Origin of the sequence: Candidatus Nitrosotalea okcheonensis (assembly GCF_900177045.1) — an archaeon.
GTDB lineage: Archaea > Thermoproteota > Nitrososphaeria > Nitrososphaerales > Nitrosopumilaceae > Nitrosotalea > Nitrosotalea okcheonensis.
On record NZ_LT841358.1, the window covers coordinates 939,229 to 955,385 of the forward strand.

Annotated in this window: 13 protein-coding genes; 5 read left to right on the forward strand and 8 right to left on the reverse strand. The window is 39.1% G+C overall.

The window, feature by feature from the left end; genetic code table 11:
• The 7 genes from BQ3481_RS05645 to BQ3481_RS05675 all read right to left on the reverse strand — a co-directional run.
• On the reverse strand, positions 1-725 hold a 725-nt coding region (locus BQ3481_RS05645; protein WP_231911883.1), incomplete at its 3' end, for a spherulation-specific family 4 protein.
• A 195-nt stretch (positions 726-920) separates the two neighbouring features.
• Entirely contained in the window at positions 921-2,573 is a 1,653-nt protein-coding gene (locus tag BQ3481_RS05650) for a polysaccharide biosynthesis protein (protein ID WP_157927395.1), read from the reverse strand.
• A 1-nt stretch (position 2,574) separates the two neighbouring features.
• On the reverse strand, positions 2,575-3,540 hold the full coding sequence (locus BQ3481_RS05655) for an NAD-dependent epimerase/dehydratase family protein (protein WP_157927396.1): 966 nt from the start codon (positions 3,538-3,540) through the stop codon (positions 2,575-2,577).
• Complete coding sequence (pelF, locus tag BQ3481_RS05660) at positions 3,537-5,024, reverse strand: GT4 family glycosyltransferase PelF (protein WP_157927397.1); 1,488 nt, start codon at positions 5,022-5,024, stop codon at positions 3,537-3,539. Before pelF ends, BQ3481_RS05655 begins: the two co-directional genes overlap by 4 nt.
• The gene (locus BQ3481_RS05665) at positions 5,002-5,634 is read right to left on the reverse strand and encodes a hypothetical protein (protein WP_157927398.1); all 633 of its coding nucleotides are present in this window, start codon (positions 5,632-5,634) and stop codon (positions 5,002-5,004) included. Before BQ3481_RS05665 ends, pelF begins: the two co-directional genes overlap by 23 nt.
• 206 nt (positions 5,635-5,840) lie before the next feature.
• Positions 5,841-6,083: a hypothetical protein gene (locus BQ3481_RS05670; protein WP_157927399.1), complete on the reverse strand. Its 243-nt coding sequence runs from the start codon at positions 6,081-6,083 to the stop codon at positions 5,841-5,843.
• 114 nt (positions 6,084-6,197) lie between these two features.
• A complete protein-coding gene (locus BQ3481_RS05675; protein ID WP_162287749.1) occupies positions 6,198-7,241 on the reverse strand; it encodes an alcohol dehydrogenase catalytic domain-containing protein in 1,044 nt (347 codons plus the stop codon).
• A gap of 241 nt (positions 7,242-7,482) precedes the next feature.
• Between BQ3481_RS05675 and BQ3481_RS05680 the strand changes: the two genes are divergently transcribed.
• The 5 genes from BQ3481_RS05680 to BQ3481_RS05700 all read left to right on the forward strand — a co-directional run bounded on the left by BQ3481_RS05680 (position 7,483) and on the right by BQ3481_RS05700 (position 12,355).
• Entirely contained in the window at positions 7,483-8,292 is an 810-nt protein-coding gene (locus BQ3481_RS05680; RefSeq protein ID WP_157927401.1) for a TatD family hydrolase, read from the forward strand.
• Positions 8,293-8,313: 21 nt separating this feature from the next.
• Entirely contained in the window at positions 8,314-9,147 is an 834-nt protein-coding gene (locus tag BQ3481_RS05685; RefSeq protein ID WP_157927402.1) for a sugar phosphate isomerase/epimerase family protein, read from the forward strand.
• Between the two features lie 52 nt (positions 9,148-9,199).
• The gene (locus BQ3481_RS05690) at positions 9,200-10,084 is read left to right on the forward strand and encodes a UbiA family prenyltransferase (protein ID WP_157927403.1); all 885 of its coding nucleotides are present in this window, start codon (positions 9,200-9,202) and stop codon (positions 10,082-10,084) included.
• A gap of 75 nt (positions 10,085-10,159) precedes the next feature.
• On the forward strand, positions 10,160-11,488 hold the full coding sequence (locus tag BQ3481_RS05695; RefSeq protein WP_255408357.1) for an alkaline phosphatase family protein: 1,329 nt from the start codon (positions 10,160-10,162) through the stop codon (positions 11,486-11,488).
• A gap of 33 nt (positions 11,489-11,521) precedes the next feature.
• Positions 11,522-12,355: a sugar phosphate isomerase/epimerase family protein gene (locus tag BQ3481_RS05700; RefSeq protein WP_157927404.1), complete on the forward strand. Its 834-nt coding sequence runs from the start codon at positions 11,522-11,524 to the stop codon at positions 12,353-12,355.
• 45 nt (positions 12,356-12,400) lie between these two features.
• On the opposite strand, the gene BQ3481_RS05705 is transcribed toward BQ3481_RS05700, so the two are convergent.
• Positions 12,401-16,157: fibronectin type III domain-containing protein (locus BQ3481_RS05705; protein ID WP_197706558.1), on the reverse strand; the 3,757-nt coding region annotated here is incomplete at its 5' end.

Below are 16,157 nucleotides of genomic sequence, written 5' to 3' on the forward strand. Positions count from 1 at the left end.
TTTAGATATTTTGTTGCCATGTGGAGCCAGGTGGGATCATATGTTGGCTGGGTGTGCACCGTGGCACCAAAACCAACTACACTTTTTGAATATTGTGGATAGTAGGTATTTGATGCAAGTGTTGACTCGCTTGGATAACCCGCAGACTCGTATATTGCAATGTGGTTAAAGAGCGGTACATCTGTCTGGCATATTGAACTGCCTGGGTTTGCCCGTATGTATGAATATCCAAGTGATCTTGCATAGTTTGACACTGTCTGGTAAAAGCTAAACTCTGAGCAAGATCCTGACACCTCATCGAACATTATGCCGTCTAGCATGTTTGGATAAAACTGGTTATACGATGATATCATGCCTTCCACGTTTGATATCGTTCTTCCTGTGCCGTATCCGGTTGGTACATAGCCTGTGACTACTGCTCCTGCGCTTTTGAGCTGTGTAATTGCAGTTGCCCATGCTGCAGAAGCAGAAGAGCCAGGGCCTGATGACGGATTTATGTTTACCATGAACGGTACATTAGGAAAAGCTTGTTTTGCTGCGAGCACCTGTGGAAGCTCGCTTAGGCTGTACAGTGGATAGTATATTCCAGTTGCATTTCCCCCAAGCCTTGCGGATAGGTCTGTTGATGTAGTACCGGATGCAAAGTTTGGCATGGTAGAAATCATGCTGAAAAATAATAGGGCTGTAACAAGCCCGACAAATATTCTAGATGATTTTACTTGCAAATCAAGTTAGAACAATCTTCTATGACATAAAAGAGGTGCGCATAACAAACATGAATTCAGATTACAGTTTCATAATTTTATTTATAGAATAATAATGAGAATATTAATCACATATTACAGACTATATATCATTAATATAAAAAACAATTAATTTCTGAAAAGAAAACTCATGTAAAGTCTTGATTGTTTTTATAATCAGACATATCTTGCAAAGAAAATGCTTGGTGCCTTCTTGAAGATTTTTTTAACATAAAGCGTAGAGCAAATAGCCAGTAATGCTGCAGATGCAACATATGATAATGTGATATATTCAAGACCAAATCTTCCCAAAATAATTCCTCCCAGACTAACTACAATAGCAGACATGATAGTCATGATTGTAAGTGGTTTTACTCTATTGAGCAACATTGCAAACATGCCATTGGCACTAAAAATTGACAGCAAAACATTTCCTATTGATGCAATGTGCAATATCAACATGCTATCATGTGACACCCCATGATAGGCAGGAATTTGCGGTACAACAAAATTGATCACCAAAGCTGCAATCACGGAGGCCAAGATGGATGCGGTAATTACTTTACGGTAGATTTTCTGTATAAATTGATATATTTTATCTATTTCCGGGACCTTGTAGATTACACTCATGTTGTTTAACTGCTTGAATATAGAAACAGTCATGACATATTGTATTACCGAGGCAGGTATCAGAACAGACAATGCCAAATCTGCACCCATGTGATATACAGAGTTGAATCCCAAGGGAAGAATTACCCCATTTACTTTTAGTGTATTATACGACCAAGAGATTACTCTGTCAGAGAACATTACAATAAAAAAAAATACACCAGACAGAAGATTAGGCAAACTTTCCCACAATTGAACACTGAATTTTGATTTTAATGTCTTGTCTGTCAGAGCACGTGGTTTGTAGAAATGCGGGGCATCCAAAGATACCTTTGACGATGGCTTGATAGACATGATTTTCAGATTATGATAAACTGCAAAGACTGTCAGTATGGCAAATGATGCTCCCAGTGCCAAAAAATACCTAAAGGTTGCATCATGAATTGATGAAGATGTCATGAAAAAAACAGAGAGTATTGTTGCAAAGGCTGCAGAGTATGCAAAAATTAGATGAGCAAGTTTCTTTAACGCAAAGATAACCATGTAGCTTATCCTGTGCAAGGATATGGTTACAGTTGCTATGGCTGATATTGTAACCAATTCAAATGGAATGTGTGTAAAAAAGCCATAACCATACAGGCCGCCAACAGCACATGTCAAGATTATAGAAGATAGTACATACTCTTTTTTGATCAGACGCTTCATCTCTCCTATGTTAGTTTGCTCATGATAGAAAGTGAAGAGTTTTGCAAAAGCCTGTACCAATCCTTCGCTTATTACCAGTCCAAGAAATACTCCCACTACCAGAGCAGTGGATATTTGCGGCGGCAGCCCCCATGCCATCCATAATGAGACGCCAGTAAGAAAGAACAGCACCAGAGTACCAATCCAAGGAAATAACAATCCTATGCTTTCTGCAACCCGGTGGCCAAGACCATCTATTGGTATCGTAAAGGTTTTGATATAGTCCTCTTTGCTTTTGCTTCTGTCCTCATAGACATCTACAAAATCATAAATATATTTTGCAAGATCAAACAAATCACTAAAACCATATTTCATCACTTGCTCTTTGTTATAACCCAGAACATCAAGTAAGACTACAACATCTGCAATATTATTGACATTTGATTCTATTTCTATTATTGATCTTGCTACCTTTTGTGCAAAGAGTCTTGATTCACTAGTAAGTTCTCTTTCTACATCATGTTCTGGTGTCATCATTTCAATTAATTCCTTGCAACAATTCGCTTTTTGTTCTAAGATATTCTACAACATCAACCAATCCTTTGTCTACAGAAACTTTTGGGGCATAGCCAATGCTTGTAATTTTATCAATTGACGCCAGACCATGCCTGATATCACCCTCCCGTTGTGGACCAAACTTGTGCACAATCTCGGTAGTTTTGGTAATGGATTTTAATACTTCAAGCAATTGAAGAATCGTGATAGATTTGCCAGTGGCTACATTAAATATTCCACCCACTGCATTTTTGGATTCCATGGCCAAAAGATTTGCCTGAACTATATCTTTGACATTAACAAAATCTCTTGTTTGTTTGCCGTCTCCATGCACAGTGGGCGTTTGCCGTCGCAATAACTGGTTTGTAAAGATTGTTATGACGCCGCTATAATCGTTCATTATTTGTCGTGCACCGTACACGTTAAAGTACCGAAGAGCTACGGTTTCAAGACCATATGATGCGCTATACGCATCAAGATAATTTTCAACAGATAGTTTGGATGCACCATAAGGAGAGATTGGTTTGCAAAGCATTTCTTCTGATGCTTGCTTATCTTTTATTGTACCATACACTGCAGCAGTTGATGCAAAGACAATTCTTTTGATTCCCTTTTTTACGCAAAAATTCATTATCTCAAGTGTAGTATTGACATTTACATCATGGACTAGCATTGGATTGATGACTGATTTTGGTACACTTGCTATTGCAGCTTCGTGGAAAACTACATCAATGTCAGTAACATCAGATAGAAGACTTGTAATTTTTCTTGCATCGTCAACAATCATGTGTAATAATTTATTTTGTTTGTGGTGTTGTAAATTTGCAAGTGATCCCGTACTAAGATCATCTATAACATAGGTTTCTATTTCTCTACTTATTAGATTGTCCACAATATGGCTTCCAATAAAACCTGCACCGCCAGTGACTAGAGCTTTGGAAACTTTCATTGTGCGATTGTCTCCATTTTTTCTTTTTTATCATCATACAAATTTATCAAGTCAGCATATTCTTGTCTGAATTGTTGAACACATCTATCTAGTGTAAACTCTGTGTTTATTTTTATCAGAGAATCTTTTTCAAATTTTTTCCGTAACTCTTGATCTTGAAGTAAACGAATAATTCCTTTTGCCAGCTCACGCGGTCTCCTACTTCTTACCAATAGACCACAATCCCCCAAAGCTTCCCTTACACCTCCAACATCTGATGCCACAACGGCTTTTCCACATGCCATTGCCTCTATGACCGTAAACGGAAAACCTTCCATAATGCTGCTGATTACTACAATATCTCCTGCGCTGTATGCTTTTTCTGGTTCTTTTGTTCCTCCCATGAATTTTACATTGTCTTCAAGATCAAGGTCCTTTACTGCATTGGCACACCTTACACAATATTCAAGGTCAATTCCTGCCCCATAGATTAGGCACTGGATGTCCGGAATCTCTTCTTTTACATACTTGATAGCCTGTGTAAGACAGACTATATCCTTGAAGGGGTCTATTCTTGCAACTGAGACTATAGTCGGCCTGTCATCGTTGCGTTGTACATCTACCGGTCTAAACTTTGATGTGTCAACTCCATTATACACTACTTTAATCTTGGAAGGATTCGCACCAAGTTTTTCTTCCCATATCTTGTTAAAATTACATACTGTAGTTAGTGTATCAGAAATGGAATATACTGTGCGTATTATATTGTGAGAAAATATTTTCCAAAATATCTTTGAAGATTCATCAAATAGGAAACGGTTGTAATACAATAATAATTCTCTATATGCAACTCCATGCTCTGTAATCAGAACGGGACAGTTACTTTCTTTTCTGGCATAAATGGCAATCAACGAAGGAAGCCATGCCAATGAACAATGGATTATATCCACTTTTGGAACTTGAATTGAAAGAAGTGCAATATTTCTCTGTATAAGCTGAAATGCAATTAGTGCTTCCTTCATTGTCAAGTGCCTATACAAATGCTGCCTGCCTAGCTGCTCCATGAATATGTCCCAGCACAGATGATGCTCAAGGCATTTCTTGGAATCATACTTTAGTAAAAACTGGTGAAGTTTAACTATCAATTCTTCTAGTAGTTTTGTATCACATCTATCTGATAGAACTGCGCGGAGGAACTCTTTGTAGAGGCCCAAAAAATTATTTTGTATTATAGATTCAGTTGTTCGAAGAATTTTTGGAAGCAGGGATCCCCTTTCTTTAGAAAATTCATCATATCTGTTTGAGCCAAATATTGGAACATCTATAATTTGGGTAACATTTTTTGGTACCGTATACACAGAATTACAATTCGGATTTGATAGTGCGTTTACTACAACAAATTCATAGTCTTGCATACTGTCAATCAGTGCCTTGGTCCAGGTATACACTCCCCCTGAGGTAATGTTGGGATAACCATCCCAGTTAATTAGTAAGACTTTTTTCAAATTTCTTTACCTTGTGCTTTGATTCTGAATTGCCTTCTTCGGGATTGTTTTTAGCATAGATTGACTCGATGGTTTTTAGGATATTTCCCATGGCATTGTCTATCTGGGCTGAAATCTGCATGTTAGTCTGAGTAATGTCATTTTTAGTCACTGTTGTAGCCATTTTTCTCTGCCTCATTAGATTCATGGCGTCTTCTTCTCCAAGAAAGGGGTTTATTCTCCTGGCAAGTGAAACATACTTGTCATAGACAACTTGTGTTTTCTCGCTATCGCATGCAAGATGGTAATATTCATAACATTCCTTGTATGACCAGAGCGCCTCTCTTACTGACTCTCCAATTATAGAATCCCCACGAGTCTCATAAAGCATTGCAGTTTGCAGATAAAGATGACGTGACGCTGCAAGGTTTCCAGTGACAGACAAACAATTTGCTGCACAAGAACAGCAAAGAGCAGCTCTTACTAGCAAGTTTTTTTGCAGAGATTCTGCAGCATCTTTCATATAAAGAAAAAATGCCTCAAAAAAATTTCCTTCTTCTTCCATCTTGACAGCATTCAACCACAAGTTAGATTCGCTTGTAATTCTGTGCATCCATGTTTCTATCTTCAATCTATATGAATTCACTATCCATGTTTTTTAAAAACAATGTAACTTTTTACAAGCAAAGTTTCGTAGTATAAAGTTCTAGTAAAGTATTATAAAAAAATTCATAAAGTGAGAGTAACATACAACAAGATATTTTTAGCCTCATAACAAGAGACTATTTTGCATAAAACTGCATGATATACGAACACTGGTGACAATAAACTAGTTCGTTATTTTGACATTATTATTTGTGGAGATCCTAAATTGTTAGTTTCATTTCCGCTAGTTGCATTAATGCTATAATTTGTGCCATTTGGTATTGGAGTTATTGGCAAGGCATCATGTGCCTGTATTTCTTTCCAGGCTTTTTCTGCAGCTGCTCGAAAAGCACCCTCATTTGCAGATGCATTATCAATTAAAGAAAACGACAACAACCCAATTATTGCAATGCTAAATATTATAATCGGCTTCACTTCACTTTACTTTGTTTTTGTTTTTTATTAACCTGAACTATAAATCTACTAGAACATTCTTAGCATATTTGGGTAAAATCTAGAAATGTGTCATGGGTAGATGCCAAAGCATACCTAGAATTTGTCAATCACAGCACGTAGTCCATGAAATTCCTCGGTAGCCAAGACAGCTTGTTTTATTTCACCTAACGAGTATCGGTGTGTTGCAATTTTTGATAGATCTATCATCCCATCAGATGCAAGTGTTGCAGCCTTTTGCAGCATTTTAGGTGTTGAGCTAAAACTTCCCATTATCGAGACTTGATTGTAATGCAGCCAATTAGGATCAGGTGAAAACCCATGACCATTTGAAAATCCACTAAACAGATTAATTTTGGAGTTTTTACCTGCCACCATCGTTGCAAGATTTAGTGCATCCGGATTACTTGTAGCAACTATGATGATGTCAGAGCCGTAACCATCTGTGAAGCTCAAGACATCATCAACTGTTTGATTCCCGAATATAAAAGCCTCATCAGCGCCCATCGATTTCGCTTTTTGTATCCTGGACTCAATTTTTCCCACAACTGCAGTTTTTGCATGATGTAATCTCTTGGCTAGTTGTAGATGAGTCAGCCCGATTGCACCATCACCTATTATCAGAATTGAGCTTTCTGGTTCAATCTCTCCCAACTGGGAAAATCCATTTAAGCAACATGCTAACGGTTCCAAAAGAGCGACCTCCTCGTTTTTTAAATTATCAGGAACTTGAACTAGCCCGCCTATTTTGATTATCTCTTTTGGGATCTTGAGGTATCCCGCAAAGCCACCATCAACCGTTGATCCAATCTCCCGTAAATTATTGCACAAATTGTATTGATGTTTATTGCAGAACTTACATCCAAGACAAGGTATGATCGGGGATACTGCAATCCTTGTTCCAGATCTTAGAACTCCATCTGATGTATTGATATCTTGTAGCACTTCTGCACATATCTCATGGCCCAGTATGAGTGGAGTCTTTACTTTTTTGTGTCCATTGCGATAAACGCGTGCATCATATCCACAGACAGCACAGGCATTTACCTTAACTACCGATTCATTATTGTCTTGTGAAAATTCTCGCTCTTCTACAACAAGGTTGTCTGGACCATAAAACATTGCGGCATTTGCCTTCAAATTCAACATTTTGCTGGCATAGGTGAAAAAAGTCATCTTGTTATACTATCATGTGCACGAATTATCTACTATATGTATTTAGTAGGATTTTTAGCTAAGATTATTCCAGATTCTTGAAATACTTAATGACCCAAGTAAGCTCCTTGACATTTTTAAATTTTGTTTGCGTCTGGATCCAATGTCTCGACAAATATAAAGTGGACAATGATGGCTTGTCATAGCATAGGAGAAGTATGAAACCTTGGCAAGATTTTTTGATCCTCACATACACATGTACTCTAGAACCACTGATGATTACGTAGCAATGGCAAAAGCTGGAATTGAGGTCGTTGTTCAACCTTCTTTCTGGCTTGGCAGTCCAAGAACTTCGGTCGGTACTTTTGAGGATTATTGGGAACACATGATAACATTTGAAACAAAGAGGGCAAAAGATTTTGGAATAGAACACTTTGTATGCATCTCTGTAAATCCAAAAGAAGCCACATCAAGGCCTCTTGCCATCGATGCGTTAGAGCCCATGAAACAAAAATATATTGACCGTGAGAATGTCGTAGCGATAGGAGAGCTTGGATATAACCTCATAAATGATTCCGAGGAGGAAGTTTTTGTAAAACAGATGGAGCTGGCAACATCAAAGGACATGCTGACGATGGTCCACCTCCCACACCACAGTAAAGTAGATGGTATGAACCGCATTGAGAAGATTCTAAAAAACGACCACAAACACAAAAGAGAAAAAATATTGATAGATCACAACATTGAGGATACAATTGGAAAGACATTGGAACTAGGCCTTTGGGCAGGTCTTTCAGTGTATCCCGTCACAAAATTATCTCCTGAAAGAGCAGCCAAGATAATTCAAAAACACGGGTCAGACCACATAATGATAAACAGTGCAGCAGATTGGGGGGTGTCGGATCCACTCAGCGTACCATTGACTGCACAAAAGATGAAAAATGAGGGAATTAGTTCAACTGACATTGAAAAGACTACTTTTTACAACGCGTATGATTTCTACAAACAGTCTCCCAGATTTACCTGGAAACCTTGATGACATATCAGAATCTCTGACATGAAGATTGCTTTTAGTACTAATGCATTCAAGAGATATTCTCTTGAAGACTCCATAAAGGAAATAGCTGCAATCGGTTATGAAGGCGTAGAGATATTATGTGATGTACCACATGCATATCCACCAGAATTTAGCGAAAAGAAAATTCAATCCATAAAAAATCTCTTGTCAAGAAATAACTTGCAGATATCGAATCTTAATGCCTTTACCCTTTATGCAGTTGGAGACACTTATCACCCATCATGGATAGAAGATGATGAAAAATCAAGGGAGACAAGAGTAAAACATACAATAGACTGTATCCATATGGCAAAAAAAATAGGAGCCAAAAATATTTCCACAGAACCTGGAGGTCCAGTAAATGGTGCAGACAACCACAGTTTTGCCCATCTGGAAAAATTATTCATTAACGGTTTATTGAGGGCATCAGAGATAGCCGAAAAACAAGGAATAAAGATTCTTGTCGAGCCCGAACCGTTCTTATTGTTAGAGAACTCAAAACAATTCAAAAGTTTCATAAAAAAAGTCAACTCTGAATATGTAAAGCTTAATTTTGATATTGGTCATTTTTTTTGCGTAAGCGAAGATCCCGCACAACTAGTTTACGAGCTTGTAGATTATACGGATCACTTTCATCTAGCAGACATTGCACAAGACAGAGTACATCATCACCTAATACCAGGCCTTGGCGCAATTGACTTTGCCCAAGTTTTTGAGGCCATGGATGAGATAGGATATAGTGGATTTGTCACAGTAGAGCTTTATCCCTATCAGTCAAATCCCGTGGAGGCAGCACAGAAGACATTTGACTATCTCAGAGATATTGCTAAATGAAATAACTTTGTCTTGACATTATTGATACCTGACATTTTATGTGAGACTATTCATGTTTAGAAAATATTTGCAGCTAGTAAGGCTGCCCAACGCATTTACTGCTCCAACAAATGTGGTAGCCGGATATTTCGCAGTAACACCATTCTCTGAGCTAAACTATGTCAATCTCACCATACTAATGGCATCATCTATGCTACTTTATGTTTCAGGAGTAGTATTCAATGATTATTTTGATATCGAAGTGGACAGAAAGGAACGACCATCAAGGCCACTGCCGTCCGGAGCCATATCAAAACAGAGAACGGCGCAAATTGCGGTTGCATCCATGGCATTGGCAATCATGCTTGCCTTTTTTGTTTCGTGGTCAAGTTTTGTCATTTCTTTTTTTCTTTCATGCATGATATTTGGGTATGACTACAGATTAAAGAATAACAAAATTTTCAGCCCAATAACAATGGGAGGGACTAGATTTTTCAATGTAATTATGGGTGCAAGTGCTTCGCTTCAATTGTCTTTCCATCCTAATTTATCTGGACTTGTTTTTGTGGCAGGCTCTGTCTTTTTGTATGTTGTAGTTATTACGCTTTTTAGCAAAAAAGAACTAAGCGGAATAAAATCAAAACGACATACAGTAATTTTCTTTTCAGTCATTTATGGAATCATTGCATCAATAACAATTGCAACTTTTCTTGAATTCATCAAGACAGATAGTCTTGTGATTTTGGTACCTTATACCATCATCATGAGTCTCATCATCAAGCAGGCCCTCGCAGGTGATGCATCATCCATTCAAAACGTGATCAAGAATATGGTAATTTCAATAATAATTCTTGACAGCATATTTGTAAGTGGATTTGCAGGGTTGTCATATGGATTACCAACTCTGTTGTTCTTGGTGCCAGCTATTCTCTTGTCAAAAAAATTTTATGTTACATAGACTGAGTTTAAGTAGTGGAACACAAATATTATTCTAGGAGCTGAATAAAAAATATCTACAAAAAACATTATTGTAATTAATGTTGTTGGCTTGGAGCACAGACATTTGAATTCTGATCTTACTCCCAACATATCAACACTGGCGCAAAAAGGGGAAAGCGCAAAAATGGAGCCTGTCTTTCCCTCTGTTACATGTACCGTTCAGGCAAGCATACTTTCCGGACTATACCCAAGCGAGCACGGCATAATTGCTAACGGGCTGTATGACAGAGACAGTCACACAGTCTCCTTCTGGGAACAGCCAAGTGCGCTTGTCCAAAGGGAAAGGTTATGGGATATTCTAAAAAGCAAGTCATCTAATTTGCCCTCCAGTGTTAAGACCGCAGTTCTTTTTTGGCAAAACACAATGTTTGCAAACTCGGATATAATCATTACACCAAGACCACTTCACATGGGAGACGGAAGCATGATACAATGGTGCTATTCAAAGCCTATAGAATATTATGAAAGTGTAGCAAAATCCATTGGTGAGTTTAACCTTGCAACATATTGGGGGCCCATGGCATCACACAGATCAAGTGAATGGATTGGCAAGGCAGCAGAGTATACTCTAGAAAAGTCACGTCCAAACTTGATGTTTGTATACATACCACATGTCGATTACTCTGCTCAAAGGTTTGGCACTAATAGCAGCCAGGTGCACGACGATCTAAAAAAAGCAGATAGTATTGTAGGAAACATTGTAGAAAAGGCAACAAAATTGGGAATGGCAGATACTACAGAATTTATAATTATTTCAGAATATGCGTTCAATGATGTTTCAGGAGCTATTCCTTTGAATGTAAAACTTAGGGAAGCAGGACTGCTGGACATTAGGACCATCGGAGAAAAAGAATACATTGACTTTGAGCTCAGCAGGGCATTTGCCATGGTGGATCACCAAGTAGCACATATTTACGTCAAGGATGATTTTATAGACAAGACATACAAGGTGCTGAAAAATATTCCAGGAGTAGAAAAAATCTTGACAAAAAAAGAACAAAAGGAATTGAAGATAGACAATCAAAGAAGCGGTGAGCTAATTGCAATATCTACAAAGGACAAATGGTTTAGCTACTATTGGTGGTATGATATTCAAAAGGCTCCACCTTTTGCTGGAACAGTAGACATTCATCGAAAGCCAGGCTATGACCCGCTGGAATTATTTTTTGACAGGGAAAAAAATAGCATCCCATTTGATACAAACTTGATAAAAGGCTCGCATGGAACGCCTGCCAACCTGGAAACAGGAGATGGTCTTGCATGCTATGTCTCAAATCACAAGTCGGGATTGACAAAAAATTCAAGCATTGTAAAATGTGTCGATATTGCAAGTCACATTTTAAATAATTGGCAGATACCATAAAGATAAAAAACAAAGTCACATATGAAATAATAATTGGGATTCAAGTATTCTATAACTTTGCATTCTTTTAGAAAAATAGAACCGATAGAGCAGACACTGTCAAGATTAAAAAAACATGGATATGATGCTGTGGAGATGTTTGGAGAGCCAGACCAAGCAGACTATAAAAATATCAAAGAGGCTGCTGCCTCACATGGGTTGACTATCTGTGGCATAACAGGCATGTGGGGAAGGGCAAGCAAAGAAGGATGGAAGAGAAAACTTTTGAGTCTAGATCAAGACATGATCAAACATTCGGAGAACTATGTAAGAAAGTGCATCAACATGTGTCAAGATCTTGGGGGCAATGAAATTAACATCTGCCTCTTTGCAGACAGTAGTCTTGATTTTGATGCAAACCATGGTCTAGTATCTGAAGATCAAAAAAAATCTGCAATGGAAAAGGCAGTTCCCCTGCTCATATCCTTGTCGCGGTTTGCTGCAGACCATAATGTGAGCTTGCTCATTGAACCGCTTAACAGGTACAGTACCCCATATTGCAATACAGCCAAAGATGCTGCATATATTGCAGCAAAGATAAATCAAGACAATGTTGGCATACTGCTCGATACGTTTCACATGAATATAGAAGAAAGCTCTTTTGAGAAAACAATACTTGATTCAAAAAGTTTACTCAGGCATACACATTTTTCAGACAATAACAGAGCAATGCCAGGATATGCACATCTTGATTTTGCTACAATTGTAAAGGCTTTGCGAAAAATCAAATATCATGGATACATATCTTTCGAACCAAATTTGACTGCAGACTATGAATCATCTACACTTTCCGGACTGCAATTCATCAAGAAGTTAGAGAAATCCTAAGACTGGTGAGAAAAAAAATTTATCAAGTTTTGGTTCCAATTACACCTAGCTGTAGTTTAGAACAGATATGCTTCCTGTCAGATTGACATAGTAGATCTCCCCATTCCACACCTGCATGTCTGTTGGTGCCAGGGTAAGTCCAGACATGATTGTCTGAACCTGTCCCTTTGGAACTCCTGTCACTGGATCTGCCTGTGGAGGATTTTTGTCAGTTGAGAGAAGTGCAGCTATATACCCTGCACCATAATCTCCAAAGAAGTAGGCACCCTGCAGATTTGACGGGTATGCACTTCCATGGTAGAATACGCCTCCCGTGATTGCTTCAAGGTCTTTGGCAAAACCAGTTGTTGGTTCTAGTCCTTGGTGCGGATACCAGTATAGCGGCTCTTTATAGTTTGTTACATTTTGTGGATTTCCAACAGTTGGACCTTCATAGTTAGACCATCCTAAATTAACTGGGTTTGTTGTATCCACAATAGATTCCCATGCACTCTGTCCCACATGGTCAAAGTATATCTTGCCTGTCTGTGAATCTATGTCAAAGTTAAAGGTATTTCTTATTCCATAGCTGTAAATCTCCTTTCTAATGGAGGAGTTTGGATTTGTAGCAAATGGGTTTGTACTTGGAATGGAATAAAGTAGTCCATTGGAGTTGGGACTTGCAAGTGGAGTTATCTTGAGCAACTTGCCTGCTAATGATGTAAGATCTTGGGATGCAGTATATCCATAGTTGTCACCTGTAGAGATGTAGAGATTACCTTGTGAATCAAACTTCATGTGTCCTCCATCATGGTCTACATCAGCTGGAATTTTATCAACTATTATCTGCTGACCAACACTAGTATCTGCTATTATATTTCCAGAGGAGTCAGTTGTAGCATGATATCTGAAAACCTCATTTTTCACTACACCTGCGACATTTAATGTAGAGTAAAAGTACACCAATTTTGTGTTCACCCAGTTTGGATCAAATGCAATTCCCAAAAGTCCTGCATCTGCATAAACTTGTACGTTTGGTATTTTTACAAACGGTACTGCTTGTGTTACAAAAGTTCCACCGTTATTTTTGACTACTATTACGGTTCCATTCTGTTCAATCACCATGAAATTACCAGATCCATCTTTACCTGGTCCATTGTCTGGAATAAACGCCATTCCAACAGGACTTGAGAGTCCTGACACTAGTGTTTTAACATTAAACATCGGAGTACTGGAACTAGTCACATTAAATGAGTTAGAATATTTGTTCCCTCCACTGTCTGATATTTGCACTTGATGTAATCCAATCGTAGATGTAGTAGGAACGGTGAATGATCCTTGGAACTCACCCACTAGGTCGCTTGTTATACTAGCTGGACTGGTTACAACTGGAACACCATCAAGCGTTATAGCAATCACTGAACTGGCTGCAAAGCCACTAGCACGAAAGTTTACTGCAGTACCTGCATGTCCACTTGTTGGATTAAACAATAATGCACCAGGTGCTATTGTAAAGCTCTTTGTATCGCTATCGCTCTGGTCAGTAGCTTTAACATTATAAGATCCTGTAGGTCTGTCAAATATCTGAATATCAGCTACAAAGTTTCCGCTAGAATCAGTTTCTATGGAAGCTGGGTTAGAGTTTGGCGCAAAACCTCCACCTTGTCCTACCCGGATTCCTGACAAGGATGTATTATCAAAATATAAAGTGATTCTCGAATATGGTAAGAAATTGGTACCTGTGACTTTTACTAGATCTCCAGCATTACCTGAAGTATTAGAGAGTGCGATAGCACTGCTTGATCCAACAATGAATAGTGCAGCGTGTGTGTGGGTTCCGTCTGTTGCCTGTACCTTGTGTGAACCAGCTGTTGCAGTGCTAGGCACTTGGAATGTTGCCGAGAATCCTCCAGTGGAGTTTGATGTTATTGTTGCAAGTGCTGTGCCATCCCATCTTAGTGTGACTGCAGTACTTGGTGAGTAGGCATTATTTGCACCCGTTACTGATACCGTTGTACCTGCAGGTCCTCTGGATGGAGAAAGTACCAGCCCAATATCCCGGTAAATAGCAGTTAGTTGTGTGTCACTTGATATCGATACTGGTCGGGGGTTAGTTGTAGAGCCCGTATCTGCCCAGTGATCAAATATGTATGTTACAAAGTTGCCCATTCCAACTGTATACTGTGCACCATTTTTCAGGACAAATGTAGCAGGGGAGAAACTGGATGCTGCTATCTGTCCAGTTGAATTACGTAATTCAGTATACATTCCTGTAAGAGTATCACCTGTTGATAGTTGTGTAGATACCGTTAGTTTGTATGTAGAAGATTGTGTAGTAGCCGATGCAGTGTTTGATGGAGGACTGGCTTCGGCTCCATACATAGCAGAGACACGATAAGTATAGGTTGTACTAGGAGACAGTCCAGAATCCAAGTATATTGTAGAACTAGTGCCAGTGTTGGATTTAGTAGACCAAGTGATACCTCCATCAGATGATCTTTCAATCATGTATCCTGTTACCAAGCTGCCACTGTTACTTGGCGCATTCCAATTCAAGCTTATTTGTGATGATGATACTGCACTAGCAGTGAGGCCAGTTGGAGACAATAATGTAGCTGCATTTTGCGTAGTGGCAGATGCAATGTTTGATGGTACACTGGTACCGACAGAATTGATTGCAGATACACGGTAAGCATATGCAGTACTGGGGGACAGTCCGGTATCAGAATATGTTGTTGATGTAGAGGCAGTGTTGGAAGATATTATTGACCAAGTAGTTCTGTTGTCTTGTGATCTTTCAATCTTGTAACCAGTGAGTGGCGAACTGCCGTTGTTCGATGGTGCAGTCCAGGACAGATTAATTTGTGATGATGATACTGCACTAGCAGTGAGGTTAGTCGGGGGTTGTGGCACAGAAACCGGAGCATTTTGCGTAGTGGCAGATGCAATGTTTGATGGTACACTGGTACCGACAGAATTGATTGCAGATACACGGTAAGCATATGCAGTACTGGGGGACAGTCCGGTATCAGAATATGTTGTTGATGTAGAGGCAGTGTTGGAAGATATTATTGACCAAGTAGTTCTGTTGTCTTGTGATCTTTCAATCTTGTAACCAGTAATTGCAGAGCCACCATTGTCTGATGGTGCAGTCCAGGACAGATTAATTTGTGAGGAGGAGATGGTAGTAGCAGTAAGACTGGTTGGCGGTTGTGGAGTTGTAGGACCGTTAGGACCTACTATAAATAGTGCAGCGTGTGTGTGGGTTCCGTCTGTTGCCTGTACCTTGTGTGAACCAGCTGTTGCAGTGCTAGGCACTTGGAATGTTGCCGAGAATCCTCCAGTGGAGTTTGATGTTATTGTTGCAAGTGCTGTGCCATCCCATCTTAGTGTGACTGCAGTACTTGGTGAGTAGGCATTATTTGCACCCGTTACTGATACCGTTGTACCTGCAGGTCCTCTGGATGGAGAAAGTACCAGCCCAATATCCCGGTAAATAGCAGTTAGTTGTGTGTCACTTGATATCGATACTGGTCGGGGGTTAGTTGTAGAGCCCGTATCTGCCCAGTGATCAAATATGTATGTTACAAAGTTGCCCATTCCAACTGTATACTGTGCACCATTTTTCAGGACAAATGTAGCAGGGGAGAAACTGGATGCTGCTATCTGTCCAGTTGAATTACGTAATTCAGTATACATTCCTGTAAGAGTATCTCCGGTGATTAACTGTGTTGACACTGTCAATGTTGATGTATTAGATTGTGTAGTAGCCGATGCAGTGTTTGATGGAGAAGAAGTCAGCCCACCATCGTACACAGCTGAA

Coding starts and splice junctions, on each gene's coding strand:
- BQ3481_RS05650 (WP_157927395.1), bottom strand. CDS start 2,573: ATGATGACACCAGAACATGATGTAGAAAGAGAACTTACTAGTGAATCA.
- BQ3481_RS05655 (WP_157927396.1), bottom strand. CDS start 3,540: ATGAAAGTTTCCAAAGCTCTAGTCACTGGCGGTGCAGGTTTTATTGGA.
- BQ3481_RS05685 (WP_157927402.1), top strand. CDS start 8,314: ATGAAGATTGCTTTTAGTACTAATGCATTCAAGAGATATTCTCTTGAA.
- BQ3481_RS05690 (WP_157927403.1), top strand. CDS start 9,200: ATGTTTAGAAAATATTTGCAGCTAGTAAGGCTGCCCAACGCATTTACT.